Origin of the sequence: Glutamicibacter sp. NPDC090743, assembly GCF_044769125.1 — a bacterium.
Taxonomy (GTDB): Bacteria; Actinomycetota; Actinomycetes; order Actinomycetales; family Micrococcaceae; genus Glutamicibacter.
Genome location: NZ_JBIVXE010000001.1, coordinates 286,814 through 311,806, shown reverse-complemented (window position 1 = coordinate 311,806; position 24,993 = coordinate 286,814). Strand labels below are relative to the sequence as shown.

Below are 24,993 nucleotides of genomic sequence, written 5' to 3'. Positions count from 1 at the left end.
GCAATTCGCAGGGCCGTCCTGTCCCGCCTTGGCTGTAGCGTTATATCCATGACTGAATGGCACAAGGGCCTGGCAATTGGCTTTGATTTGGAAACCACTGGTGTTGATACCAATACTGCACGCATCGTTACGGCATCGGTTGTCTTGCTGGATGCCGATGGCAAAGTGGTGAACAACCGCGAGTGGCTGGTAAACCCCGGGGTCGAGATTCCAGAGGCCGCGGCCGCAGTTCACGGAATCTCCACCGAGAAAGCCCGCGCCGACGGTGCCCCGGCGAAACAGTCCGTTCAGGAGATCTTGAATTTGCTGAAGTTCGCCTCGGAGCAAGCGCCAATCGTTGCTTTTAATGCTTCGTACGATTTCTCAGTGCTCTACAGCGAAGCCGTTCGCTACGACCTTGAGCCGTTTTTCCCGGGCAATGTGATCGATCCGTTCATCATCGACAAGCAGGTTGACAAGTTCCGCAAGGGGAAGCGCACCCTTGCGGCGGCTTGCGAGTTCTACGGTGTAGTCCTCGAAAATGCGCACACCTCGTTGGCCGATGCAGTTGCCTGCGTCGAGGTCGCTCGCCAGCTGGGCGAACGCTATCCGCAGTTGCAAGTAGATCCGATGGTGCTGCACGGCTGGCAGATCGGTTGGGCGAAAGAACAGGCAGAAAGTTTCCAGAAATACTTGCGCAAGACGAAGCCTGAAGCTGTTGTCGACGGCGCTTGGCCTATCACCGAGTCGTAAAGATTGAAATAATCAGCTTCTTGTGCCCCGTTTCACATGGGGTCAACAGGCCTCGCGACCACCATGCGGAAGCCAATCGTTCATTTTCTGTCATAAATCAACAAATTATATTCGAAGGCTCGCCCATTAAGGCCTCATACTAAGAATCTTGACTGTAATTTCCCCTTGATTCGGGCGATTTTGTTCGATGATGATTCAATGGAGGGTACTCTCTACACCCTTTGAGAATCTGAAGGAACACGCCTAGTGATCACAGTCAGTGACCTGCGCAAGGTCTACCAGCAAGACGGCAAGGATGTTGTTGCCCTTGATGGTGTCAGCCTTGAAGTCCCTACCGGGAAAATTCATGGCATCGTCGGACATTCCGGAGCGGGTAAATCCACTCTCGTCCGTTGCTTGACCTTGCTCGACCAGCCCACATCCGGAACCGTTGCCGTTAACGGCAAGGAGCTGACCAACGTCAGCACCGACGAGTTACGGAATGCGCGACGTCGAATTGGCATGGTTTTCCAGCACGCGAACCTCTTCGACTCGCGCACCACCGAGCAGAATGTGGCATACCCGCTGGAGCTTGGTGGCGTGCCCAAAGCCGAAATTGATGCCAAGGTCGCTGAACTCCTGGAGCTCGTGGGCCTGACCAGGTTCGCCAAAGGGTACCCATCCCAGCTTTCCGGTGGGCAGCGCCAGCGCGTTGGTATCGCCCGGGCGCTGGCCACCGATCCGGATGTCCTGCTCTGTGATGAGCCGACCAGTGCCTTGGATCCGAAGACCACCGATGAAATCCTCGATTTGGTCAAGAAGCTGCGCGATCGGTTGAACATCACCGTGCTGATCATTACCCACGAAATGCACGTCGTGAAGCAAGCCTGCGATTCCGTTTCGCTGCTGGAAGGCGGCAAGATCGTGGAGCACGGCAATATCGAACAGGTCATCACCAACGCCGAAGGCACTTTGGCTTCCACGTTGCTCCCGCTTCCGGGCGACGCACCACGCGTCGAGGGCGAAGGACCGATCCTGGACCTGCTCTACACCGGCGGCCAGGCGACCCAGCCTGTCATCTCTTCCATTGCCCGCTTGTTCAATACCGATGTCAATGTCTTGGCTGGTTCGGTCGAGCAGCTTGGCAACCAGCAGTACGCGCACTTGCGCCTGCAGCTGGCTCCCGACGCGGATCTGGATGCAATCGTGAACCACCTGAAGTCCACCGGCATCGCCGTAACCGTGAAGGGAGCCAAGTAAGCAATGGATTTCTTCACCCCCACCGTACTCAAGGCCGTAGGCCAAGCGACCGTCGAAACCCTGCAGATGGTCTTGATCTCAGGTGTGATCACCGTGATCATCGGACTGCTGCTGGGTATCTTGCTGCATGTCACTGGCAAAGGCGGACTGGCGCCGGTCCGCTGGCTAAACGCGATTCTCTCCACGGTGATCGTGAACATCACCCGTTCCGTCCCGTTCGCCATCTTAATGGTCGCCCTGATTCCGTTCGCCGCGATGCTCATCGGCACCGCGCTGGGCCCGATCGCTGCCTCGGTCTCTTTGACCATCGGCACGGTCCCATTTTTCGCCCGGCTGGTGGAAACCGCCTTGCGCGATGTTTCCGCTGGCAAGGTCGATGCCGCGCTGGTGATGGGTTCCACCAAGCTGCAAACCATTCGCAAGATCCTGGTGCCTGAAGCCATGCCCGGCATCATTTCAGCCGTCACCACCACTCTGGTGACCTTGATCGGCTACTCCGCGATGGCTGGCTTGGTAGGCGGTGGCGGTTTGGGTCGTCTGGCCTACAACTACGGCTACGTCCGCTACAACATGCCCATCATGCTTGCGACCATCGTGATTATCGTGATCATGGTCCAGCTGGTGCAGGTCATCGGTGATGCGATCGCCCGCAAGGTCGATCACCGCTAGTCAAAACTTCCGCCGGTCTATCCGGCGGAGCCGTGGAACCGCTGAGGACACGGCAAATCCACTCGCATCGTGCCTCACGGCTCTACCTAAGGAAAGACAAGTTATGCGCAATAAACTCGCACTCGCCATCACCGGTGTTGCCACCGCATTCGCCCTGACCGCTTGCGGCAGCAGCGAACCAACTGCTGATGCTGCAGCGACCCTGGATCCGGCAAACCCTACGGTTATCAAGGTAGGCGCCAGCCCGGTCCCACAGGCAGACATCCTGAACTTCATCGATGAGAACTTGGCGAAGGAAGCCGGCATCGACTTGGAAGTCATGGAGATCGATGACTACGTCACCCCGAACACCGGACTTGCCGACGGCTCGCTGGATGCCAACTACTTCCAGACCGAGGCCTACCTGGCTACCGAGATGAAGGAAAAGGGCTACGAGTTCGCGCACGGCGCTGGCGTCCATGTGGAGCCAATGACCGTCTTCTCGAAGAAGTTCAAGGACGCCAAGGACGTCGCAGAAGGCACCAAGGTACTGCTGAACAACGACCCGGTGAATCAGATCCGCGGCATGCGCGTCCTGGAAGAAGCAGGGCTGCTGCAGAACCTCAGCGATGATGATTCCCTGCTGACCGTCAACGGCAACGCGGACAAGAACCCGCTAAACCTCGAAATCACTGACGCCAACGCCGAGCAGGTCGTCCAGTACTACAAGTCCGATGATTCCATCGGCTTGGCGGTCATCAACGGCAACTACATCGTCCAGGCCAAGCTGGACAAAGCAGAGATGCTTGCCCAGGAGTCGGGCGAGAACAACCCCAACGCCAACTTCCTTACCTGGCGCGACGGCGAAGAGACCCCGGCTGTTGCGAAGCTTGAAGAGCTGTTGCACTCCGATGAGGTCCGCGATTACATCGAGAAGACCTGGACCGACGGCAGCGTTATCGCCGCTTTCTAATCCGGTTTCCAGCCACGGGGCATTCCCGAACGCGTGAACCTTGACTGCCCGAGTTCCATATACGGAACTCGGGCAGTTCCGTTTCCCGCCGTCTTTCCAGGCTTAAATAAGCCAGGGCCAGGCAAGCACCTCACGGTGCCTGCCTGGCCCTGGCTGTTGCCCTCGGGAGCCTGCGATTAGGCCGTGGCGGCCGCAGCGGCCCGGGCAGCTGCTGGGAGGGCCGCGAAGATCTTCTCCATTGCGGCATCGTCATGGGCCGCCGAGACGAACCATGCTTCGAAGACGCTTGGCGGCAGGTACACCCCGGAGTCCAGCATCGAGTGGAAGAACGGTGCATAGCGGAAGGCTTCCTGCCCCTGCGCATCAGCGTAGTTGCGCACTCCCCTTTCGGCGGTGCCGAAAGCTACCGAGAACAAGGTACCGGCGCGCTGGATCGAGTGGTCCAGGCCAGCGGCATTGAAGGATTCGGTGATGGCACCCTGCAGCGCCTCGGACTGCTTGGCCAGGTGCGCGTAGACGTCCTCGGTCGCGTGTGTCAGCTGGGCGATGCCGGCAGCCATCGCTACCGGGTTGCCCGACAGCGTGCCAGCCTGGTAGACCGGACCCAATGGTGCCAGGTAGTCCATGACCTCAGCGCGTCCGCCCAGGGCCGCGGTGGGCAAACCGCCGCCGATGACCTTGCCGAAGGTGTAGAGGTCTGCGTTCCAGCCCTCCTCCTTGCCGGTCAGGCCCCAGTAGCCCGATGAGGAAGCGCGGAAGCCGGTGAGGACCTCGTCGAGGATCAGCAGCGCGCCGTGCTTGGCGGTAGTTTCCTTCAGGAACTTGTTGAATCCGTCCTCTGGAACTACGACACCCATGTTGCACGGAGCAGATTCGGTAATCACCGCAGCGATATTCGCACCGTGCTCGGCGAAGGCGGCCTCGATGGCGGCGCGGTCGTTATAGGGCAGCACCAGGGTCTCTGCTGCCGTGGCAGCGGTCACGCCGGCGGAACCTGGCAAGGCCAGGGTGGCAACACCCGAGCCGGCGTCGGCCAGCAGGCCATCGAGGTGGCCGTGGTAGCAGCCGGAGAACTTGATGACAAGGTCACGGCCGGTGTAGCCGCGGGCCAGGCGGACGGCGGTCATGGTGGCTTCGGTGCCGGTGGAGACCATGCGCACGCGTTCCACCCCGCCCATGCGGGACTTGATCAGCGCGCCGAGCTTGGCCTCATCCGGAGTGGATGCGCCGAAGGACAAACCGCGGTCCACGGCCGCGTGCACGGCAGCCTGGATCTCCGGGTGGGCGTGGCCCAGCAGTGCCGGACCCCATGAGCACACCAGGTCGACATACTCCTTGCCGTCGGCGTCGGTCAGGTATGCGCCCTTGGCGCCGACCATGAATGGAGGAACACCGCCGACCGAACCGAAGGCGCGCACCGGGGAGTTCACGCCACCTGGCATGACTTCGCGGGCTTCGGCGAAAAGCTTTTCAGAGTTCGACATGTTATTATTTGCCTTCCTTGAGCCAGCCGGCAACTTCGGCTGCATAGTAGGTGAGGATCTGCTGGGCACCGGCGCGCTTGATCGACAGCAGCGATTCAAGCACGGAGGCCTTGCGGTCAATCCAGCCATTGGCGGCAGCGGCCTCGATCATCGAGTACTCGCCGGAAATCTGGTAGGCGGAGACCGGAACTGGGGAAATATCGGCAATATCGCGCACAATATCCAGGTAGCTCATGGCCGGCTTGACCATGATCATGTCCGCGCCTTCGGCAATATCCAGTTCAGCTTCTAGCACCGCTTCGCTGCGGTTGGCCGAATCCATCTGGTAGGTGCGGCGGTCCCCCACCAGCTGGGAGTCCACTGCCTCGCGGAACGGGCCGTAGAAGGCGCTGGCGTACTTGGCGCTGTAGGCGAGGATGGAGACGTCCTGGCGCCCGGCAGCATCCAGTGCCTGGCGGATGACGCCGATTTGGCCGTCCATCATGCCCGACGGACCCAGTATGTGGGCGCCGGCCTCGGCCTGGGCCACGGCCATCTGGCCGTAGATTTCCAAGGTCGCATCGTTATCCACGTTGCCCTGGGCATCGAGCACGCCGCAATGGCCGTGCGAGGTGAATTCATCCAGGCAGACATCGGACATGACCACGAGTTCATCGCCCACCTCGGCGCGCACCGCGGCAATGCCGCGGTTCAAGATGCCCTGCGGGTCCAGACCGGCCGAGCCATTCTCGTCGCGTACTTCCGGGATGCCGAAGAGCATGATGCCACCCAGGCCCAGCTCGGCCGCGTTCGCCGCGGCAGCCTTCAGCGAGTCCATGGTGTGTTGGTAGACCCCTGGCATGGAGGTGATCTCGTTGGGTTCGCCCAGTCCCTCGCGCACGAAGGCAGGCAAGATCAGTTGGCGTGCCGAAAGCTCATTTTCTGCCACCAGGCGGCGGATGGCAGGATTCTGCCGCAACCGGCGCGGGCGATGCTGAGGGAAACCCATGGCTCCTCTTTCTCCAGTTCTCATAACTTCTTATTCCGTTGTGCACGCTTCCGGTCCCGGAGTTACCGGTGCCGGAGCAAATCTTGGGCCGCACGGGCCAGGCCCTGCGGGGTGGGAGCGGAGGCCACGGCATGCACCGGCAGCCCGGCACGCTCCATGGCCCGGGCCGTTGGATGGCCAATCGCGATGGTCTGCAGCTTCCCGGGCAGCTGCGTCCCTGCCAGCTGCACGAAGCGGCGGACCACGCTGGGCGCCGAGAAGACCACCAAATCCTGTTCTTCCAGTCTGTCACCGATCCGGTTCGCCGGTAGGACGTTGAGTCCGGCTGCCGCTTCCGGCTCAGTCACCGGGGTGCCGGGCGCCGGGGCATCCACGGTTTCATAGGCAATGAATTCGTTGACCTGCACCGGGTATTTGCCCAGCCCATCAGCCAGCGTGGAGCTGGCCAGATCGCCGTGCGGATAGCAGATCCTGGCACCCGGCTCAGGGATCCATGCCGCAAGCATGCCGGCAGCCGATTGCTCTTCAGCTTCGAAGTCCACGCTGCGGTCCAAGTGCCGCTTGATGGCCTCGGTGGTCTTCTCTCCAACCGAGGCCAGACGCAGTTGCTCCGGCAGGAGCGCTCCAGCCAGGACCTGCTGCACCACCTTGACGGTATTCACCGAGGTGAAGACCAGCCAGGAGTAGTCTCCGGCGACCAGATCGCTGGCCATGCGCTGCAATGCGCTGCGGTCGGCGGGCCAAACAGTTTCGATCAGCTGGGCGCACCACGAGGTGATGCCCAGCCGATCGAATTCCTGCACGGTGGCCGCGGCACGTGCCGGGTTGCGCAGGATCAGTGCTTGATAAGCCATGGTCCGGAACTAGGCCAGCCCGGCAACTACGGCAGCGCCATCAGCGATCATCGACTGCGCCAGCGAACGGCCCAGCTGCTGTGCTGCATCCGCCGTGCTGCAGGAGATCCGCGCACTGCGGCGCATGGTCTGCGAGCCGTCGGGGTTGCAGGCGACCGCTTCGAGGACCAGCGCATCGCCCTCGATATGGGCCAAGGCGCCAATCGGGGCAGCACAGCCGGCTTCCAGTTCGGAGAGCAGCGCACGTTCGGCTTCCACTTGCATGCGGGTGGCGGCATCATCGAACTGCGCCAGAGCCGCATCCAATGCGCCGTGGCCGGTGCCCGCGGTACGGGTTTCCAGCGCCAAGGCGCCCTGGCCCGGGGCGGGCAGCATGATGGAGGGATCCAGGTACTCGGTGATGTGCTTGTCCAAGCCCAGGCGGCGCATCCCGGCAGCTGCCAGGATCACCGCGTCCAGGTCACCCTGGGTGCCGCGGCCCACGCTGCCATCATCCAGCGTCTTCCCGACACCCTCGACCCGGCCTAAGCGGGTGGGGACGTTGCCGCGGATATCGACAATCTCGAAGTCGCTGCGGTAGGCCAGCAGCTGGGCTGCACGGCGCGGCGAACCGGTACCGATCTTCGCACCCTGGGGCAGCTGGTCCAAGCCCAGCGAGTCGCGCGAGCACAGGGCATCGCGGACATCCTCGCGCGGCGGGATCGAGGCCAGGACCAGGCCCTCGGGCTGCGCAGTGGGCAGGTCCTTGAGCGAGTGCACGGCCAGGTCGCAGCCGGAATCGAGCAGGTGCTGACGCAGCGCGGCGGCGAAGACGCCGGTGCCTCCGAGGGTGGCCAGCGAGCCGGTCACCACATCGCCTTCGGTCTTGACCAGCACGGTCTGCACGGCCAACCCGGAAATCCCGGCCAGCTTCTGCGCGGCCCATCCGGTCTGGGTGGTCGCCAGCGCGCTGCCGCGCGTTCCTACGCGAAATGCTTCGGTCATGGCTGGGGTACACCAACTTCTGAATCGACTGCGCCGATGGTCGGGCGCAAGGTTCCGTCCAGGGCGCGCTTCTCGCAGCAGCCCGGACGGCAGACATCAAACCATGGGCCGCCTTCGAGAACCGAGGTGCGGCCGGCGCGCAGGGCCTTGCCATCGGGGCCGGCCAGGCGTTCTTCGACCAAGTCCACCAGTCCGGAGATGAACGCCTGGTGGGTGCCCGGGGTGGCGACGCGGTCAAAGGCCAGGCCCAGTTGGGCGCAGCTGTCCTTGGCTTCGGTATCCAGATCCCACATGACTTCCATGTGGTCCGAGATGAAGCCGATGGGCACGACCACGACGCCGGCGACACCGGCTGCGGCATCCTCTTCCAGCGCGTCGTTGATATCCGGTTCCAGCCATGGCACATGCGGTGCCCCGGAGCGGGACTGGTAGACCAGGCTGTGCTCCAGGCCCTTGGCCTCCTCTACCTGGGACAGGATGTAGTTGGCCACCGCCTGGTGCTGGCTGGTGTAGAGATTCCCGTAGCCTGCGGCCCGGATACCTTCGGGTCCTGCGGCCTCGGCGTCGGCCATCGGAATGGAGTGGGTGACGAAGACGATCTTGATCGCCCCGTCTTCCTTGCCCGCTTCGGCCAGCTGCTCACGCACATTGGCCAGCGAGGAACGCAAGGACTGTGCAAAGGGCGTCACGAAGGCAGGAGTGTCGAAGAACTGGCGCAGCTTGTCCACTTCCACCACACCGTCCAGCCCGGTGTTGACTAGGCCCATGCCCGCATCCTCGCGGTACTGGCGGCAGGCCGAGTAGCCGGAGTAGGCGCCGGTGCCCATAAGCAGCACCTTGCGGTGGCCGTCGGCAGCCAGCTGCTTGAGGGTGTCGTCGATAAACGGGTGCCAGTTGCGGTTGCCCCAGTAAATGGGCAGGTCGATGCCGCGGGTAGCCAGCTCTGCCTCCAGCGCGGCCTTCAGTGCACGGTTCTGCGCGTTGATTGGCGAGACGCCGCCGTTCTTGCGGTAGTGCACCGCAACTTCTTCCAGGCGCTCGTCAGGGATGCCGCGGCCCTCGGTGACCTTGCGCAGGAACGGGATGACATCATGCTGCCCTTCCGGTCCGCCGAAGGATGCCAGCAAGATGGCATCGTAGAACTTGGGAATCATCTGGCCGTTGCGGTCATATCCCTCGCGGGGGTCAAAGGCCTGGCTCACTTCAGTACCTCTAGCGCTTCAGCTGCCGAGATGCGGCGGCCGGTGTAGAACGGAGTCTCCTCACGCACATGGTGGCGGGCTTCGGTGTAGCGCAGGTGGCGCATCATGTCGACGAGATCGATCATGTCGTCGGCTTCGAGGCAGATCTGCCATTCGTAGTCGCCGAAGGAGAAGGCCGCTACGGTGTTGGCCAGCACGTTCGGGAATTCGCGGCCCAGGATGCCGTGGTCGCGCAGCATCTTGCCGCGGGCCGCTGGATCCAGGGTGTACCACTCGGTGGAGCGGACGAATGGGTAAACGGTCATCCATTCCTTCGGATCCAGGCCGCGCGCGAACGCTGGCGAGTGGTCCTTGGCGAATTCCGCTTCACGGTGCACGGCCATGGTGGAGTAAACGATTTCGGTGCCGGCCAGCAGGGCCGAACGGCGGATCTTGCGCATCGATGCCTGCAGCAGCTGGGCCGATGGCCCGTGCACCCAGAACATCACGTCAGCGTCCTCGCGCATGGCCGAAACGTCGTAGATGCCGCGCACGGTGGCGCCTTCGGCGGCCAGCTCGGCGACCAGCGCATCGAATTCAGCGGCAGCAGCCTCGGAACGCTCGACAATTTCCGAACGCTTGAAAATGGTCCAGAGAGTGTAGAAGAACGTCGGGTTTTCTCCTGCATTTTCGCGTTCACGAATTACTGGGGAATTATGCTCCGGTGCGTTGCTCACTTGATATTCTCCTTGATCTGGTTTCGGACAAAAGTCCAGGATAGTTGGCCCGGGTGCGGTTAGCGGGCGCTGATCGCGACGGCACTGCGGGCTTGGGCGATAACTCGCGCCAGTCCGGTGCCGGCAATCCATGCGCCAACCACATCGAGCCCTTCGAAGCCCGACAGGCTGCGCTGCAGTTGCGCGCGGCGCGCGGTAGCGGCCTGGCCCTGCAGCGGAACCATGTCGCTGAAGCGTGAAACGGTGCTGCCCAAGACATCATCAAGATGCAATTGAACACCGAGAATCTTTGAAGCATCTTTGATTGCCTGGTCGATGAGAGCTGAATCATCTCCGGATTCGACAAGTTGCTCATGTTCGCCGATTCGTCCAAAGGACAGGCGCAGTACGTGGGTGCCAGGGCCGGCCTCTGCGGCGAGCCAGGGCCACTTGGCCGTGGAATGGGTCAGCGCCTTGGCCGTCAGCGGGGCGTTCCTAGAGACCAGCACACCCGATCCGCGCGGGGCATCATCGAGTTCCGGCTTATCGACCACCAGGATCGCCAAGGCAATGGCATTGGCACCGCTTTCGCTGGCGATCCGCTCTTCTGGTGCCAGCAGGGGGTTCAGCAGGTCCAGTGCCGGCTCGGCCGGCGTCGCGAGAACTACCCGGTCAGCGAGCAGTTCATGGCCCAAGGTCGTGACTGCATACGGATTTGGCGACTGCGCATCGTGGCGCAAGGAGGTCACCGGCGAATTGCGCACCAGCGCAACGCCAGCCTGCTCCAGCTGGGACACCAGGGCTTCGACCATGGTGTACATGCCGCCGTTGAGGCCAGCCACACGGGAACCAGCCGGAGCCGAAGCCTGCAGTCGGGTGACGGCGCGGGCCAGCGAACCGGTCTCCTGCATGGCTTGGCGCAGGCCAGGCGCGGCGGCGTCAATGGAAATCTTGGCAGGGTCGGTGGAATAGACGCCGTTGATGACCGGGGCCACCAGCTGGTCCAGTACCGCCTGTCCCATGCGGGAACGGACCACTTCAGCGATGGTCGGGTTCTCCGTGGCCCACTTCTTGTTCATTGGCGTGATCAGATCCGCTGCGGCACGCACGGTGGCCGGTCGGCCAATGATGCCGCGCACCTCGTCGGTGCGCACATTGCCCGGGATGCCCAGCATTGCGGTGGCAGGCATCTGGTGAGCATGAATTTCCTGCTCTTCCCCCTGGATGAGCCAGGCCCGCTCTCCGGAGGTCCTGGCGATCTGCCCGCCCAGATCCAGCTCGTCGAGGTAGGAGGAAACAATGCCGCCACGCAGGGCGAAGGATTCCGCGCCAGCATCAATCTCCATGCCGGCAACTTCGGTGGTGCGCACGCAGCCACCGAAGTTCGCGGTTGCTTCCAGCACGGTCACTTCGTGTCCGGTCTGGCGAAGTTCACGGGCAGCGACCAGGCCGGCGATGCCGCCACCGATCACCACCGCATGCGGGGCCAATGGCTTCTGGGCCTGATCGGCCGATTCGCTCTTCGCTAGGCGTGCTTCGCTGGCGCTGCGCACCTTTTCCAGCAGGCGCAAGGCATGCGCTGCGGCATCGTTGGCAATATCGCGTCGCGGTTTGGACGCGCCGGTGGCTTCAGCTGAATCCCCTGCGCGCAGATTGCGCTGTTCCTCGCTCACGTGCCTAGCACCTTCTACCTTCACAATATGCCGATGCCCTGTTCCCTGCCCATGGCCTCGGGGGCCAGCTGGAACACAGCGTTAAACCTAGCTTAGACCTGTTGAATTACAGCGAGTGAATGAGCTCCACCACACGGGTCAACACGGTTGGGTCGGTGGTTGGCGGAACGCCATGGCCCAGGTTCACCACATGTCCGCGGGCCTTCTTGCCTGCTGCAACCACTTCGCGCACGTGCGCCTCGAGGACTTCCCACGGGGCATCGAGCAACGCCGGGTCGATGTTGCCCTGGACCGAAACGTCCTGGCCCAAGCGTTCAATCGCGGTTTCCAGCGGGATGCGGTAATCCACGCCCACGGTATCCACGCCAGCATCGCGCATGGCGGTGAGCAGTTCGCCGGTGCCGGTTCCGAAGTGGATCAACGGCACGCCCAGGTCGCGGACGTAGTCCAGGGACTTCACCGAGTACGGAGCGACGTGCTTCTGGTAGTCCGGAAGCGAGAGCGAACCAGCCCAGGAGTCGAAGAGCTGCGCGGCCGAGGCGCCGGCTTCAACCTGCGCCCGCAGGAACTTGCCCGAGGCGTCGGCCGCCCAGGTCATCAGTCCGTCCCAGACGTCCGGGTCGGTGTGCATCATGGTGCGCGGGCCCAGGTGGTCGCGGCTTGGCTTGCCCTCGACCATGTAGGCGGCCACGGTGAATGGCGCACCGGCGAAACCGATCAGCGGGGTCTTGCCCAGCTCGGCCACGGTCAAGCGCACGGCTTCGCGGATGGGTTCCAGCGACTCGTCAGTCAGCTCCGGAAGGGCAGCTACCTGTTCCCTGGTGCGAATCGGGGTGTCCAGCACCGGGCCAACGCCTGGCACGATGTCCACGCCAATGCCTGCAAGGCGCAGCGGGATGACGATGTCCGAGAAGAAGATGCCGGCGTCCACCTTGTGGCGGCGCACCGGCTGCAAGGTGATCTCGCTGGCCATGGCAGGGTCAAGGCAGGAGTCGAGCATGCTCACCCCTTCACGCAGCTTCAGGTATTCAGGCAGCGAACGGCCAGCCTGGCGCATGAACCACACCGGGTGATGCGACGGCTTCTTGCCGGTCAAAGCGTGGATCAAAGCGGAATCTTGGGTACGTCCATCAATCAACGGATGGTTCTGCGACAGGGTCATGCCCCAATTCTGCCAACTCTTCAGATTAAAAGCCCATTTACTGCGTTCGCCCGCAGGGGAAGGTGAGCAAACTAACCCCTTGGAACCATGCGGATTTAGGCACACCTGCGTTGTCTGCCGGTATTTTCCGGCCTATTCTGGGGTCACTGTGGTTTTCTTATCTCTTGTCGCATCGCATTCCCAGCTCGATCTGGAGACCGTCGCACAAATCAGTGCTTCGGCCGACGGGCTGGCAGCTGCCTCCGTTAACGGTTCGGCGGCTATCAATGGCGCCGTCGTGCTGGCCACCTGCAACCGCTTCGAAGTCTACGCAGACGTGGACCACGTGGAGGACGCAGCAGAACATCTGGTCAACGAGCTGGCAGCAAGCACCGACCTCTCCCCCGAATTCCTGGCCCGCCGTCTCACCACGCTGGAAGGCGACCCGGTAGTTGAGCACCTCTTCTCCGTAGGCGCCGGACTGGAATCGGCCGTTGTCGGCGAACGCGAAATCGCTGGCCAGGTGCGTCGAGCACTGACCCAGGCGCAGCAAGAGAAGACCACAACCAGCAACCTCACCCGCCTGTTCCAGAACGCCACCCGCGCGGCCAAGGATGTCGGTTCGAATACCGACCTTGGCACCCAGGGCAAGTCCGTGGTTTCGGTGGCCCTCGATCTGGCCGAAGAACTGGCCACTGAAGGCCGCGACTGGTCCGAGCAGGATGTTGTGCTCTTTGGCACCGGTTCCTACGCTGGCGCCACCATGGCGTTGCTCAAGGAACGCGGCGTCCAGCGCATTTCGGTTTACTCGCATTCCGGGCGCGCCGCAGATTTCACCGCGAAGCGCGGCGGCTTCCCGCTCAGCGACGAATTGCTGCCGCAGGCCCTGCGCGAAGCTGACATCATCGTTGGCTGCTCCGGCGGCGGTCACCAGTTGGCCCGTGCAGAGCTTGAAGCGCTGCGCGTGAAGAAGCACCCGCTGATCGCCATCGACATGGCGCTCACCCACGACTTCGATCCGACCATGGTCGAACTGCCCGATGTTGAACTGATTACCTTGGAATCGGTGCGCATGGCCGCCCCGACCGAGCAGGCCATGGCCGTTCACGCGGCTAGCCGCATCGTCAAGAAAGCCACCGCAGAATTTGCCGCCGCTCAGCGTGAACGCGAGGCCGACTTCGCGATTGTCGCGCTGCGCCAGCACACCAAAGCCGTTCTGGATGCCGAGATCGCGAAGGTCCGTGCCCAGCACGGCTGCAGCGCCGCGGCCGAAGAAGTCGAGCTGGCCATGCGCCGCATGGTGCGCCAGCTTTTGCATGTGCCTACCGTGCGTGCCCGCGAACTGGCAGGCGAAGGCCGCACCGGCGAATATGTCTCGGCCCTGGAAACCCTCTACGGCTTGGAGCTCTCGCAGCCGGAGCCCGGGAAATCGGAGACTACGCAGGCCCCGGGCAACTGTCCAGCCGCCCCGGAAGCCAAATCAGCGTAGAAAACCTGATTTCCCCCAGCATATTTCCACTTTCCGCACAGAAGCATGGAATACTACTTCCAAGTAGATTATCCACCCGAGAATTCCTTTGATGACTTGGGAGCTGATCACTCTGCAGCTGGAAAGGCCCCATTCGACATGACGGAACTCGAAAATATCAAAGGCACCCGCCCGCAACGGATGCCCCGTGAAGCGCGTCGTCGCCAGCTGCTGCAGGCAGCGCACCAGGTTTTCGTGGCCCATGGGTACCATGGTGCGTCCATGGACGAAATCGCTGAAGTCGCCCTGGTTTCCAAACCGGTGCTCTACCAGCATTTCCCCGGCAAACGCGAACTCTACCTCGCCTTGCTGGATTCGCACCTGGCCGACTTCAGCCGTCAGTTGGATGAAGCGATCCGCTCCACCAGCGACAATCGCGAGCGCGTCTTCGCCACCATCAACACCTACTACAGCTACATCAAGGGCGAATCCCAGGCGTACCGCCTGATCTTCGAATCCGATGTGCTCTCGGACCCGCTGATCGCCCATCGCATCGAGCAGTTCAACAGTTCGCTGGCTTCCTCCATCGCCCGCGTCGTGGTCGAAGATACCGACATGAGCGAGGAGGAAGGCCTGCTGGCAGGCCGTGCCCTGGCAGGCCTCTCCCAGGTTTCGGCGCGTTACTGGGCCACCAGCAGCTCCTCGGTGGACCAGAATGCCGCCGTGGATCTCATCTCCCGTTTAGCTTGGCGCGGAATTTCGCAGTTCCCGAAAGAAAACTAGCTAAATTAGTGTTCAGAGGCCCCATACGGGACACCTATTTCGTTCGAGAGGATCTGCGACAATCATGGAAATCCGCATTGGCATTCAGAATGTAGCCCGCGAAGTTGTACTTGAATCCGAGCTCAGCAACGCCGAAGTCAATGAGCTGGTCTCGAAGGCGATCGCCGACGGCACCGTTCTGGCACTGAAGGATCCAAAGGGCCGCGAGGTCCTGGTGCCTGCTGCTGGCATCGCTTACGTTGAGGTTGGCCCGGAAGAAGTCCGCCGCGTCGGCTTCGCACAGTAGAGCTTGTTGCGCGCCGAGGCATCGCTTCGGCAGCTGGTGGCCGGTTTCGCTTAGAAGCGAAACCGGCTATTTCTTCGCCTAAATGGTGATTTGACTCACCGAGTCATGGTATTGCTAAGGGGTGACTGAACGAAGAATCCGCAGCCCCCGCCCGGTTCCCGCCAACTCGCTGGCCCAGCTACTGCTCGGCCTTGAAACAGAGTTCGAGGTACCGGCACCCTTCGACGAGCAAACCCTGAAAGCCGCGGAACTGGCGGTAGCCCAGGTCCAGCACCCCGAAGAAGACGCCACCGGCATCCCGTTCTTCACCATTGACCCGCTCGGCGCCACCGATCTCGACCAGGCGATGTTCCTTGAACGAAACGGCCAGGGCTATACCGTGCACTATGCGATCGCGGACGTTCCCGCATTCGTGACCTTGGGCAGCCAGCTGGACCAGGTGGCCCGCCAACGCGGTCAGACCTATTACCTGCCGCACCGCAAGATCACCTTGCACCCGCCCCTGATTTCCGAAGACCAGGGCTCGCTGCTGCCAGACCAGGACCGGCCAGCCTTCCACTGGAAAATTTCCCTGGATGCCGATGGCGCCCTGGGCGAGGTCCAGCTGAACCGCGCGCGCATCCGTTCCCGCGCCCAGCTCGACTACGCCTCGGCCCAGGCCCGGCTGGATTCGGGGGAACCCGATGAGCAGCTGGAATTGCTCGCCGAAATCGGTGCTGCGCGCCTGCGGCAAGAGCAACTGCGCGGCGGAGCCTCATTGAACCTGCCGGACCAGGAAATTGAAGAAGCAGGCGACGGCTACAAGCTGGTCAGCCGCACCCCGCTGCCCCTGGAAGGGCACAACGCACAGATTTCCCTGCTCACCGGCATAGCCGCAGCCCGCATCATGCTCGAGGCCGGTGTGGGCATCCTGCGCACCATGCCCGCACCGGATGAAGCGGACCAGCAGGAATTCCGCACCCAGACCCAGTTGCTGGGCACGCCGTGGGACGCAACGCAAAGCTATGGGCAGTACCTGCATGCATTGGATGTCAGCGACCCGAAGCAACTGGTGATCATGCATCGAGCCGCCGCGCTGTTCCGCGGTGCGGACTACCGGGTCATAGCCGGGCAGCCTGTAGAGGAACTGATCCAAGCGGCACTGGCGGCACCCTACGCGCACACCACCGCGCCGCTGCGTCGGCTCGTGGACCGCTTCGTGCTGCTCACCTGCCACCTGCTTTCCACCGGCCAGCCGATCCCCGAGCAGCTCGCCTCGGCCCTGGAGGAGCTGCCCGGGCTGATGCGTACCAGCAGCATTGCCGCCAACCGGGTGAACAATGCGGCCGTCGACCTGCTCGAAGCCTATGTGCTCAAAACACGTGTCGGGGAAGAATTCCAGGCCATCGTGCTGAAGTCAGCCGAGCAAAAGGAAGATGGAAAGATTCGTCCCGGAGTGCTGCAGCTGGCCGATGAACCGGTCACCGGAGAGTTTTCCGGTTCCGCCCAGCCGGGCACCTTGGTGCGCGTAAAGCTGGTCCAGGCTGATCCCGCGGCCCGCAAGATCAGCTTCGAAATCGTGGCCTGAGACTCCTAAACCCGGGTTTCCGGGCAAAACCGGCTATGCTTGGCCTATTAGTAAATAGGATGCCCGATCGCAATGGGCTGATAGATGAAACAGTTTTATGGCGACTTCCCAGCGGCCGCCATCCCGCAGGTGCTTGACCAAGCCACCTAACGTGAAAGTAGCGATCGGCTCCGCTGGATTCGTGCGGTATCCGCATGCTCCTGGCTTGTTGCAAGCCGGAATGGAGCAGGTACCGTGCCCACATGAAACGAGAACAAAGACATCGTGACTGACACGACGCTTTCGGCCCCAGTGGCCGAACCACAAGACAATGAGCCAACCATCGCAGAGCCGATCAAGCAGAGCTTTGCCGATTTGAAGGTTCGCGAAGACATCGTTGCTTCGCTTTCGGAAGCCGGGATCGAGTACCCGTTCCCCATCCAGGCCCTGACCCTGCCAGTTGCCCTGGGCGGCAACGACATCATCGGCCAGGCCAAGACCGGCACCGGCAAGACCCTGGGCTTTGGCATCCCTGCCCTGCAGCGCGTGATCCGCGAAGGCGACAAGGGCTACGGGGATCTTGAATTCCCCGGTGCCCCGCAGGCACTGATCGTGGCCCCGACCCGCGAGCTGGCCATCCAGGTCGGCGCCGACCTGGCCCAGGCATCGAAGCACTCGAACATCTCGATCACCACCATCTACGGCGGCCGCCCCTACGAAGAGCAGATCAATGCCCTGAAGGCCGGCACCGACGTGATTGTCGGCACCCCGGGCCGCTTGATCGACCTGAACCGCCAGCGCGTGCTGAACCTCAAGCAGGTTCGCACCGTGGTACTGGACGAGGCCGACGAGATGCTGGACCTGGGCTTCCTGCCCGATGTCGAGCGCATTCTGGCCGCCTTGCCGCCGGTACGCCAGGCGATGCTGTTCTCCGCCACCATGCCCGGCGCCGTGATCACCATGGCCCGCCGCTACATGACCCGTCCCACCCACATCCGCGCCCAGGATCCCGGCGATGATGACTCGCTGACCAAGCGCAACATCCGCCAGCTGGTCTACCGCGCGCACAACATGGACAAGGACGAGATGGTGGCCCGCCTGCTGCAGGCAGAAGGCCGCGGCAAAACCATCATCTTCACCCAGACCAAGCGCTCGGCTGCCAAGCTGTCCGATGAGCTGGTGGACCGCGGCTTCAACGCCGGTTCGCTGCACGGCGATCTGGGCCAGGGCGCCCGCGAGCAGGCCTTGAAGGCCTTCCGCGCCGGCAAGGTCGACATCCTGGTAGCTACCGATGTCGCGGCCCGCGGCATCGACGTGGATGACGTCACCCACGTGGTCAACCTGCAGTGCCCGGATGATGAGAACACCTATCTGCACCGCGTAGGCCGTACCGGTCGTGCCGGCAACACCGGTATTGCGGTCACCTTCGTGGATTGGGATTCGGTGCCCCGCTGGTCGCTGATCAACAAGGCGCTGGGCCTGAACGTTCCCGAGCCGGTAGAGACCTACTCGTCCTCGCCGCATTTCTTCGCCGACTTGGGAATCCCCAAGGGCACCAAGGGCCGCTTGCAGCGTGCCAAGAAGACCGCGGCAGCTGAGGGCGATGGCTCGCCACGCCGCGAGGATTCGGCGCGCACCCCGCGCCGCCGCAGCAATTCGCGTACTCGCACCCGCACCGTGAACGGCGAGCAGACCCAGCAGCGCGGTGCGCAGGACTCCGGCGCCGAACAGGAGGGCGCACGCCACGGCCACTCCAAGGGCAAACAGGACCGTCCGGCACGCGAAAACGAGCGCCACCGCGAAACCCATGCTTCCGGCGGGGAGCAGGAGGCGACCGAGGGCGCATCCGCTGCCCGCCGACGCCGTCCGCGCCGTCGCACCCGCAGCACCGAAGCAGGCGGCCAGGACTAATTCCCAGTCCAACCGGTCAGCCAACTTTTCCGAAAGGAACCTACACCAGCGGTGCTCGCTCTACCCGAAGAACCAGCTTTGCCCGACGCTGGAACGCAGGATGCCCCGGCGTCCGTCGTTCCAGCCTCGGGTAATACCGTGTATCACGGTGATAACCTCTCCATCCTTGGCACCCTGCCCGATCAAAGCTTCACCTTGATCTATGTGGACCCGCCGTTCAACACCGGGCGCAAGCAGACCCGTGCCCAGCGCACCATGGTTCGCGCTGCCGAAGGCGAAGGCGACCGCACCGGATTCAAGGGACGCGAGTACAACACCGAGCTGGGGATCGCCCGTTCGTATCACGATACCTTCGACGACTACCTCAGCTTCATCGAGCCGCGGCTACGCGAGGCCCACCGCCTGCTGGCCGAGGACGGCACGCTCTATGTGCACCTCGATTACCGCGAGGTGCACTACGTGAAGGTGCTGCTCGATGGGATTTTCGGCCGGGACTGCTTCCTGAACGAACTGATCTGGGCCTACGACTATGGTGCCCGCGCCAAGAGCCGCTGGCCGGCCAAGCACGACACCATCCTGGTCTACGTGAAGGATCCGAAGAAGTACCACTTCGATTCGGCCGAGGTGGACCGCGAGCCGTATATGGCTCCCGGCCTGGTCACCCCGGAGAAGCGCGCCCTGGGCAAGTTGCCGACCGATGTCTGGTGGCACACCATCGTCTCGCCTACTGGCAAGGAAAAGACCGGCTACCCGACGCAGAAGCCCGAAGGCGTGCTGCGCCGGATTGTGGCCGCGTCGTCGCGCCCCGGCGATTGGGTGCTGGACTTCTTTGCCGGCTCAGGCACCACCGGTGCGGTGTCCGCGAAGCTGGGACGCCAGTATGTGCTGATTGACCAGAACCCCGAGGCCATCGAGGTGATGAAGGCTCGTTTGCCTGGAAGCACCAGCTATATCGAGGCCTGAGTTCCGGTCCCCTGGGCAATAATCCTATGCAGCATTTCCGGCTCGGTGAGATTCTCGCCGAGCCGGTTCAGCTTTCCGGTGCCGTGGTAGTCGGAAGATCCGGTGACAATCAGATCGCGATCTGCGGCCAGCTGGAGCAACCAGGCCTTTCCCTCGGCGGTATTGTCCCGGTGGTGCACTTCGACCCCCGCTAGCCCGGCATCGATCATCTCGTAGAAGGTGGAATCGGGAACTACCCGTCCGCGTGCAGAGGCCTTGGGATGCGCGAACACCGGAACGCCACCGGCTTCCCGCACCAATTGCACCGCAGTGGCAGGATTCACCGCTGGATGCGAAACGTAGTAGCGCGAACGCGAGGAGAGGATGTTGGCGAACGCTTCATTGCGGTTATCCACCACCCCCGCGGTCACCAGCGCATCGGCAATATGCGGGCGGCCCACGGTTGAACCCGGCAGGCAATGCTCCCCCACCAGCTCCCAGCTGATCGGATAGTCCTCGGCCAGCAGGTCGACAATGCGGCGGGCACGAACGATCCGCGAGTTCAGCGCAATATCCAGCTCATCGAGCAGCGGCTGGTAGGTGGGGTCATGCAGGTAGCTGAGCAGATGCACGCTGATGCCGTGGGTATCCTGGCAGGTGATTTCCATGCCCGGTATGAATCCCAGTCCCAGCTTCCCGGCTTGCGCCGCGGCTTCGGCCCAACCGGTGGTCTGGTCATGATCTGTCAACGCCACGACATCCAGGCCCGCAACCGAAGCGGCGCGCATGAGCTCGGCCGGAGTTTCAGTTCCGTCGGACACATTGGAGTGGGTGTGCAGGTCGATTCGCATATGCCTAGGTTATCCCCTGCGCTGATTCTTTGCTGGGATACAGCTGATGGTGACACACTTGGAACATGACCAATCAAGATTCATCTGCACCAAGCACTGATCAGCCGTTGGAAGACCGCGTGAACAACCGTTCCCAGCGTCCAACGTCCAAGGCATTCCAGGACTTCATGGCCTCCTCGTGGGCGCAAGACACTTCTGATCTGCCAGAACAAGATGCCGCTGCCAGCTACGCAGCCGCTCGCCGTGCCAAGCTCTCGGAGAATTTCCCCGGTGAGCGCATCGTCATTCCGGCAGGCCCGCTCAAGGTCCGCTCCAACGATACGGACTACCGTTTCCGCCCGCATTCGGCGTTCGCCCACCTGACCGGCCTGGGCGTCGACCACGAGCCCGACGCCGTACTGGTCATGGAACCGACCGATGACGGCGTGGGCGAGCACGGCTCCAACCACGTTTCCACCCTGTATTTCGCGCCGATGGCCGGCCGCGACACCACCGATTTCTATTTGAATTCGCGTTCCGGCGAATTCTGGGTGGGCCCGCGCCCAACCCTGTCCTCGCTGTCGGCGCGCACCGGGATGCCCACTGATTCGTTGGAACAGCTGGAAATCGCGATCACCAAGAATTCCGGCCCGCAGGCCCTGGGCGGCATCCGCATCCGTCTGGTGCGCGAGGTGGATCTGAACATCGAGGCGCTGGTGGATACCTCGCGCATCAACACCGGCCAGGACCTGGAAGCCAGCGATGCCCTGGATACCGAGCTGGCCGAGTTCGTTTCCGAGCTTCGCCTGGTCAAGGACGCGTACGAAATCGCCGAACTGCGCAAGTCGGTTGCCGCGACCATCAACGGCTTCGAAGACGTGGTGCGCAACCTGGACAAGGCCGTCGCGCACGAACGCGGCGAACGCGTTGTCGAAGGCGCCTTCTTCGCCCGCGCCCGGCTTGAAGGCAACGAGCTGGGCTACGACACCATCGCCGCCTCGGGCAACAACGCCACCATCTTGCACTGGATCCGCAACACCGGAACCGTCAAGCAGGGCGAGGTGCTGCTGCTGGATGCAGGTGTCGAGGCCGAATCCCTGTACACCGCAGACATCACCCGCTCGCTGCCGGTGTCCGGCAAGTACACCGAGGTGCAGCGCAAGGTCTACCAGGCCGTGCTGGATGCCGCCGATGCCGCCTTCGCTGCGGCCAAGCCGGGCCTGAAGTTCCGCGACCTGCATCTGGTGGCTACCCGCGTTTTGGCTGAGCGGCTCTCCGAGTGGGGCATCTTGCCGGTATCTGTGGAAGAAGCCATGGATCCGGAGGGGCAGCATCACCGCCGCTGGATGCCGCATGGCACCAGCCACCATCTCGGTCTGGACGTGCACGACTGCGCCCAGGCACGCGCCGAGCTGTACCTGGATGCCGAGCTGGAGGAGGGCATGGTCTTCACCATCGAGCCCGGACTCTACTTCAAGGACGAGGATCTGGCGATCCCCGAGGAGTACCGCGGCCTGGGCGTGCGCATCGAGGATGACATCCTGGTCACCGCCGATGGCGCCGAGAACTTGAGCGTTGCCCTGCCACGCAAGCCTGAGGAAGTTGAAGCGTGGATGGCTAAGTTGCGCGGCTAATTCGTCCCGCAGCGTTAACCAGCGAAAGGCATGGGCGCAGTTACCGAGGTAACTGCGCCCATGCCTTTCTTTGGCCTAGCTGGTCCCTATGCTTCAGGATCCTTGCGAGGCGCTGGTTCCTGGACCGGGGCCTGCGGCTGCTGCGAAGTATCCACTCGCGGCTCTACCTGCGACAGGTCCTGCGTGTCCTTGGCCTCGGCGGCCGGTGCTTGCGCTTCGTCCTTGGCTGGCTGCTCGACTGGCGCGACTGGCGCAGCTGGCTTGGCCTCGTTGACGCGCACGCCATAGCGGGGACGCCCATCTGGCAGGTCGGGGAACTGCGAGCTGCGCTCTTCCTCGGCGGCCGGCTGCGCAGGCGTGGCCGGCACTGCGGCGGCTGCCTGGGCCGACGGCGCGGCAGCTGCGGCAGGCTGCTGCTGCGGGGCCTGGGCAACTGGTTGCGCAGGTGCCTGCTGCGGACGCATGGGCAGCTTGGAGGCCAGCGTGCGGGCCGACTGCGCATGCTCGAAATCCACCACCACGTCAAAGCTGGTGGCAACGAACTGGCTGGAGGACGCGAAATCGCGCTTGCCGCGACGCGTCGAATAGCTGATCACGCCGGCGATCATCCAAATAGCCATGCCCAGGCCGATGGCGGAGAGAATCTGGTACAGCCCGTTGCCGCCACCGCCGAAAAGGGTCAGGAGGAGGCCGACAAACAGGCCCATCATGCCGCCCTGGGCCGCGCCAGCCAGCGCCACGCGCGGGTAGGAAAGTTTCGCGGTGACTCGCTCCACGGTGCGTACGTCATTGCCGACGATGCTTACCGCGGCGACCGGGAAATCATTATCGGCCAGGTAATCCACGAGCTTCTGCGCGTCGAGATAGCTGGTGTAACGTCCAAGCAGTTCTCCGCGCGGCAGGCCGCTGGTGCTAATCGAATTTACTCCATGAGGCGAGGTCATATCTATATTGTGCACAGGTTTACTGTGAGCCTGCCTAGTTGTGAAGCAACTATCGCTGAGGGTGAAAGAAACAGCACTGGCCCTGTGGCTTTGCACACCGGGAACGGGGCTGAAACGCGATAGTCTAGGAGGGTGAGCGCACAAGTGTCTAAAATCTTCGTCGCCCGGCTGCTCGGGCTTGATGTCTTTGACCCCTTGGGCGACCGCTTAGGCCGCTTGCGCGATGTCGTGGTGGTCTCCCGCGGCCCCAAGAAACCCGCCGCCTGCGTGGGCTTGGTCGTCGAGGTCCCCGGCAAACGGCGGGTGTTCGTTCCGATGACCCGCATCCAGTCCATGGAAGCCAACCAGGTGATCTGCAACGGCCTGGTGAACATGCGCCGCTTCCAGCAGCGCGGCCAGGAAATTCTGGTTGTCGCCGAAATGTTCGACCGCACCATCACCTTCGTTGATGGTTCCGGTCGCGGTGTCATCGAGGACATCGGTTTGGCGCAGACCCGTCGCGGGGACTGGGAAATCAACGAATACTATGTCCAGCGTGGAGAACCGACGGCCAATTTGCTGGGACTGCGTTCGCGCCGCCGCAACAAGGTGCTGGTCTCCTGGGACGAGGTCAGCCACGGTTCGAAGAATGAACCGCAGTCCGCTGACACCTTCGTGGCCGCCCACGATGAGATGAAGCCTGCCGACTTTGCTGACGCCCTGCATGAAATGAATGAGAAGCGCCGCCTGGAAATCGCGGCCCATCTGCAAGATGAGCGCCTGGCCGACGTGCTCCAGGAACTTCCGGACCGCGAGCAGGTGGAGATCCTTTCCGCCCTGGGCCTGGAACGTGCCGCGGACGTGCTTGAGGAAATGGACCCGGATGACGCGGCCGACCTTCTGGCTGAAGTCAGCGAAGAGACCAAGCACCAGCTGCTGGATCTGATGAACGAGGAAGAGGCCAAGGATGTCCGCCGCTTGCTCGCCTACCCGGAAGGTACCGCCGGGTCGATCATGACCCCGGTTCCGGTGATTCTCACCCCTGAATCCACGGTCGCTGAAGCCCTGGCCTCGGTGCGCCTGGAGGAATTGAGCCCGGCGCTTGCTTCGACCGTATATGTGGTGCGCCCGCCGCTGGAGACGCCCACGGGACGCTACCTGGGCCAAGTCCACATCCAGGCGCTGCTGCGTGCCGCTCCCCCGGAGCCGCTGGGCGATATCCTTGATACGGAGCTGGAGCCCATGTCGGATCTGGCCAATATCACCGAAGTGGTTCGCCATTTGGCCACCTACAACCTCACCAGCGTAGGCGTGACCAACAAGGAAGGCCGGCTTGTAGGGGCCATCACCGTGGATGACGTGCTGGACCACATCCTCCCGGATGACTGGCGTTCCCAAGACTAGCCAACGCCCCACCCACCCATCAGCAGCAAAGGAGTTCCAGCTATGGCTGAGCAGCGCAAGAGTAACGGCCTGGATACCCCGCTTGCAGCACGACAACGCTTCTGGCCCCGGTTCTCCCCGAACCCTGACCTCTTTGGTTCGGCCACGGAGAAGTTCGCCCGCTTCATGGGCACCCCGACCTTCCTGCTGTACATGACGGTGTTCTGCGCCTTCTGGCTGATCTGGAACTCGGTCGCCCCGATCAATTGGCGTTTTGACGATGCCACCATCGGCTTCACCGCGCTGACCTTGATGCTCTCCTTGCAGGCCTCCTACGCCGCTCCGCTGCTCCTGCTGGCGCAGAACCGCCAGGATGACCGCGACCGCGTCTCGCTGACCGAGGACCGCGCCCGTGCTGAACGCAATCTGTACGACACCGAGTACCTGACCCGCGAGCTGGCTTCCCTGCGCTTGGCACTGCGCGATGTTGCCACCCGCGACTACGTGCGTTCCGAACTGCGCAATGTGCTTGAAGAGCTGCTGGAAACCTCTGATGGCGAAGAGCTGCACCTGCGCGCGAAGAAAAAGGGCGGCAATAAGAATTCGCACCCGCAAACCGGGATGATCGAAACCGTCAAGCCCCAGCAGGGCCAGCACCGGAAGAGCAAATAAGC

The 24,993-nt window shown here is 62.8% G+C and carries 23 protein-coding genes; 13 read left to right on the top strand and 10 right to left on the bottom strand.

Going from position 1 to position 24,993, the window contains the following annotated elements; translation table 11 throughout:
• Positions 1-48 precede the first annotated feature (48 nt).
• The 4 genes from ACIQTS_RS01590 (at position 49) to ACIQTS_RS01575 (ending at position 3,592) form a co-directional block, all read left to right on the top strand.
• Positions 49-732, top strand: coding sequence for a 3'-5' exonuclease (locus ACIQTS_RS01590; RefSeq protein ID WP_105657505.1), 684 nt, complete (start codon positions 49-51; stop codon positions 730-732).
• Between the two features lie 246 nt (positions 733-978).
• The gene (locus ACIQTS_RS01585) at positions 979-1,971 is read left to right on the top strand and encodes a methionine ABC transporter ATP-binding protein (RefSeq protein WP_402470738.1); all 993 of its coding nucleotides are present in this window, start codon (positions 979-981) and stop codon (positions 1,969-1,971) included.
• A 3-nt stretch (positions 1,972-1,974) separates the two neighbouring features.
• Entirely contained in the window at positions 1,975-2,640 is a 666-nt protein-coding gene (locus ACIQTS_RS01580) for a methionine ABC transporter permease (protein ID WP_402470735.1), read from the top strand.
• A 103-nt stretch (positions 2,641-2,743) separates the two neighbouring features.
• Complete coding sequence (locus tag ACIQTS_RS01575; protein WP_400288339.1) at positions 2,744-3,592, top strand: MetQ/NlpA family ABC transporter substrate-binding protein; 849 nt, start codon at positions 2,744-2,746, stop codon at positions 3,590-3,592.
• A gap of 176 nt (positions 3,593-3,768) precedes the next feature.
• On the opposite strand, the gene hemL is transcribed toward ACIQTS_RS01575, so the two are convergent.
• The 8 genes from hemL to hemE form a co-directional block, all read right to left on the bottom strand.
• Entirely contained in the window at positions 3,769-5,076 is a 1,308-nt protein-coding gene (gene hemL / locus ACIQTS_RS01570) for a glutamate-1-semialdehyde 2,1-aminomutase (protein WP_402470733.1), read from the bottom strand.
• 4 nt (positions 5,077-5,080) lie between these two features.
• Positions 5,081-6,064 carry a porphobilinogen synthase gene (gene hemB, locus ACIQTS_RS01565; RefSeq protein WP_402470730.1) on the bottom strand — a complete coding sequence of 328 codons (984 nt, stop codon included), beginning with the start codon at positions 6,062-6,064 and terminating at the stop codon, positions 5,081-5,083.
• Between the two features lie 62 nt (positions 6,065-6,126).
• Positions 6,127-6,918 carry a uroporphyrinogen-III synthase gene (locus ACIQTS_RS01560; protein ID WP_402470727.1) on the bottom strand — a complete coding sequence of 264 codons (792 nt, stop codon included), beginning with the start codon at positions 6,916-6,918 and terminating at the stop codon, positions 6,127-6,129.
• A gap of 9 nt (positions 6,919-6,927) precedes the next feature.
• On the bottom strand, positions 6,928-7,902 hold the full coding sequence (hemC, locus tag ACIQTS_RS01555; protein ID WP_402470726.1) for a hydroxymethylbilane synthase: 975 nt from the start codon (positions 7,900-7,902) through the stop codon (positions 6,928-6,930).
• A complete protein-coding gene (locus ACIQTS_RS01550; protein ID WP_402470723.1) occupies positions 7,899-9,104 on the bottom strand; it encodes a ferrochelatase in 1,206 nt (401 codons plus the stop codon). The genes hemC and ACIQTS_RS01550 overlap by 4 nt, the downstream gene beginning before the upstream one ends.
• Positions 9,101-9,787, bottom strand: coding sequence for a hydrogen peroxide-dependent heme synthase (gene hemQ / locus ACIQTS_RS01545; RefSeq protein WP_105657676.1), 687 nt, complete (start codon positions 9,785-9,787; stop codon positions 9,101-9,103). Before hemQ ends, ACIQTS_RS01550 begins: the two co-directional genes overlap by 4 nt.
• A 92-nt stretch (positions 9,788-9,879) precedes the next feature.
• Positions 9,880-11,472 carry a protoporphyrinogen oxidase gene (hemG, locus tag ACIQTS_RS01540; RefSeq protein ID WP_402470722.1) on the bottom strand — a complete coding sequence of 531 codons (1,593 nt, stop codon included), beginning with the start codon at positions 11,470-11,472 and terminating at the stop codon, positions 9,880-9,882.
• A gap of 106 nt (positions 11,473-11,578) precedes the next feature.
• Positions 11,579-12,634: a uroporphyrinogen decarboxylase gene (gene hemE, locus ACIQTS_RS01535; RefSeq protein WP_332594821.1), complete on the bottom strand. Its 1,056-nt coding sequence runs from the start codon at positions 12,632-12,634 to the stop codon at positions 11,579-11,581.
• A gap of 148 nt (positions 12,635-12,782) precedes the next feature.
• On the opposite strand from hemE, the gene ACIQTS_RS01530 reads away from it, so the two are divergent.
• The 6 genes from ACIQTS_RS01530 to ACIQTS_RS01505 all read left to right on the top strand — a co-directional run bounded on the left by ACIQTS_RS01530 (position 12,783) and on the right by ACIQTS_RS01505 (position 19,570).
• Positions 12,783-14,102 (top strand): glutamyl-tRNA reductase, encoded by a 1,320-nt coding sequence (locus ACIQTS_RS01530; RefSeq protein ID WP_402470719.1) that lies wholly within the window; start codon positions 12,783-12,785, stop codon positions 14,100-14,102.
• A 138-nt stretch (positions 14,103-14,240) separates the two neighbouring features.
• Positions 14,241-14,864 carry a TetR/AcrR family transcriptional regulator gene (locus tag ACIQTS_RS01525; protein WP_105657677.1) on the top strand — a complete coding sequence of 208 codons (624 nt, stop codon included), beginning with the start codon at positions 14,241-14,243 and terminating at the stop codon, positions 14,862-14,864.
• Positions 14,865-14,928: 64 nt separating this feature from the next.
• Positions 14,929-15,150: a DUF3107 domain-containing protein gene (locus ACIQTS_RS01520; protein ID WP_105657517.1), complete on the top strand. Its 222-nt coding sequence runs from the start codon at positions 14,929-14,931 to the stop codon at positions 15,148-15,150.
• Positions 15,151-15,271: 121 nt separating this feature from the next.
• Positions 15,272-16,717 carry an RNB domain-containing ribonuclease gene (locus ACIQTS_RS01515; protein ID WP_402470714.1) on the top strand — a complete coding sequence of 482 codons (1,446 nt, stop codon included), beginning with the start codon at positions 15,272-15,274 and terminating at the stop codon, positions 16,715-16,717.
• 264 nt (positions 16,718-16,981) lie between these two features.
• Positions 16,982-18,607, top strand: a complete 1,626-nt coding sequence (locus tag ACIQTS_RS01510; protein WP_105657519.1) for a DEAD/DEAH box helicase — start codon at positions 16,982-16,984, stop codon at positions 18,605-18,607.
• Between the two features lie 78 nt (positions 18,608-18,685).
• A complete protein-coding gene (locus ACIQTS_RS01505; protein ID WP_105657678.1) occupies positions 18,686-19,570 on the top strand; it encodes a site-specific DNA-methyltransferase in 885 nt (294 codons plus the stop codon).
• Here ACIQTS_RS01505 and ACIQTS_RS01500 read toward each other — a convergent pair.
• Positions 19,555-20,400, bottom strand: coding sequence for a PHP domain-containing protein (locus ACIQTS_RS01500; RefSeq protein WP_402470712.1), 846 nt, complete (start codon positions 20,398-20,400; stop codon positions 19,555-19,557). The two genes, ACIQTS_RS01505 and ACIQTS_RS01500, sit on opposite strands and share 16 nt — an antisense overlap.
• A gap of 65 nt (positions 20,401-20,465) precedes the next feature.
• Between ACIQTS_RS01500 and ACIQTS_RS01495 the strand changes: the two genes are divergently transcribed.
• On the top strand, positions 20,466-22,013 hold the full coding sequence (locus tag ACIQTS_RS01495) for an aminopeptidase P family protein (RefSeq protein WP_332498433.1): 1,548 nt from the start codon (positions 20,466-20,468) through the stop codon (positions 22,011-22,013).
• Between the two features lie 86 nt (positions 22,014-22,099).
• Here ACIQTS_RS01495 and ACIQTS_RS01490 read toward each other — a convergent pair whose 3' ends face one another.
• Positions 22,100-22,957 carry a general stress protein gene (locus ACIQTS_RS01490; RefSeq protein WP_402470709.1) on the bottom strand — a complete coding sequence of 286 codons (858 nt, stop codon included), beginning with the start codon at positions 22,955-22,957 and terminating at the stop codon, positions 22,100-22,102.
• Between the two features lie 132 nt (positions 22,958-23,089).
• On the opposite strand from ACIQTS_RS01490, the gene ACIQTS_RS01485 reads away from it, so the two are divergent.
• A complete protein-coding gene (locus tag ACIQTS_RS01485) occupies positions 23,090-24,340 on the top strand; it encodes a magnesium transporter MgtE N-terminal domain-containing protein (RefSeq protein WP_105657522.1) in 1,251 nt (416 codons plus the stop codon).
• A gap of 42 nt (positions 24,341-24,382) precedes the next feature.
• The gene (locus ACIQTS_RS01480) at positions 24,383-24,991 is read left to right on the top strand and encodes a DUF1003 domain-containing protein (RefSeq protein WP_105657523.1); all 609 of its coding nucleotides are present in this window, start codon (positions 24,383-24,385) and stop codon (positions 24,989-24,991) included.
• Positions 24,992-24,993 lie beyond the last annotated feature (2 nt).

What these genes read in the sequence shown, in the direction of transcription:
- hemC (WP_402470726.1), bottom strand. Translation starts at nt 7,902, where the DNA reads ATGACCGAAGCATTTCGCGTAGGAACGCGCGGCAGCGCGCTGGCGACC.
- hemE (WP_332594821.1), bottom strand. Translation starts at nt 12,634, where the DNA reads ATGACCCTGTCGCAGAACCATCCGTTGATTGATGGACGTACCCAAGAT.
- ACIQTS_RS01525 (WP_105657677.1), top strand. Translation starts at nt 14,241, where the DNA reads ATGACGGAACTCGAAAATATCAAAGGCACCCGCCCGCAACGGATGCCC.
- ACIQTS_RS01500 (WP_402470712.1), bottom strand. Translation starts at nt 20,400, where the DNA reads ATGCGAATCGACCTGCACACCCACTCCAATGTGTCCGACGGAACTGAA.
- ACIQTS_RS01495 (WP_332498433.1), top strand. Translation starts at nt 20,466, where the DNA reads ATGACCAATCAAGATTCATCTGCACCAAGCACTGATCAGCCGTTGGAA.
- ACIQTS_RS01490 (WP_402470709.1), bottom strand. Translation starts at nt 22,957, where the DNA reads ATGACCTCGCCTCATGGAGTAAATTCGATTAGCACCAGCGGCCTGCCG.
- ACIQTS_RS01580 (WP_402470735.1), top strand. Translation starts at nt 1,975, where the DNA reads ATGGATTTCTTCACCCCCACCGTACTCAAGGCCGTAGGCCAAGCGACC.
- hemB (WP_402470730.1), bottom strand. Translation starts at nt 6,064, where the DNA reads ATGGGTTTCCCTCAGCATCGCCCGCGCCGGTTGCGGCAGAATCCTGCC.
- ACIQTS_RS01590 (WP_105657505.1), top strand. Translation starts at nt 49, where the DNA reads ATGACTGAATGGCACAAGGGCCTGGCAATTGGCTTTGATTTGGAAACC.
- ACIQTS_RS01480 (WP_105657523.1), top strand. Translation starts at nt 24,383, where the DNA reads ATGGCTGAGCAGCGCAAGAGTAACGGCCTGGATACCCCGCTTGCAGCA.
- ACIQTS_RS01560 (WP_402470727.1), bottom strand. Translation starts at nt 6,918, where the DNA reads ATGGCTTATCAAGCACTGATCCTGCGCAACCCGGCACGTGCCGCGGCC.
- ACIQTS_RS01575 (WP_400288339.1), top strand. Translation starts at nt 2,744, where the DNA reads ATGCGCAATAAACTCGCACTCGCCATCACCGGTGTTGCCACCGCATTC.
- hemL (WP_402470733.1), bottom strand. Translation starts at nt 5,076, where the DNA reads ATGTCGAACTCTGAAAAGCTTTTCGCCGAAGCCCGCGAAGTCATGCCA.
- ACIQTS_RS01520 (WP_105657517.1), top strand. Translation starts at nt 14,929, where the DNA reads ATGGAAATCCGCATTGGCATTCAGAATGTAGCCCGCGAAGTTGTACTT.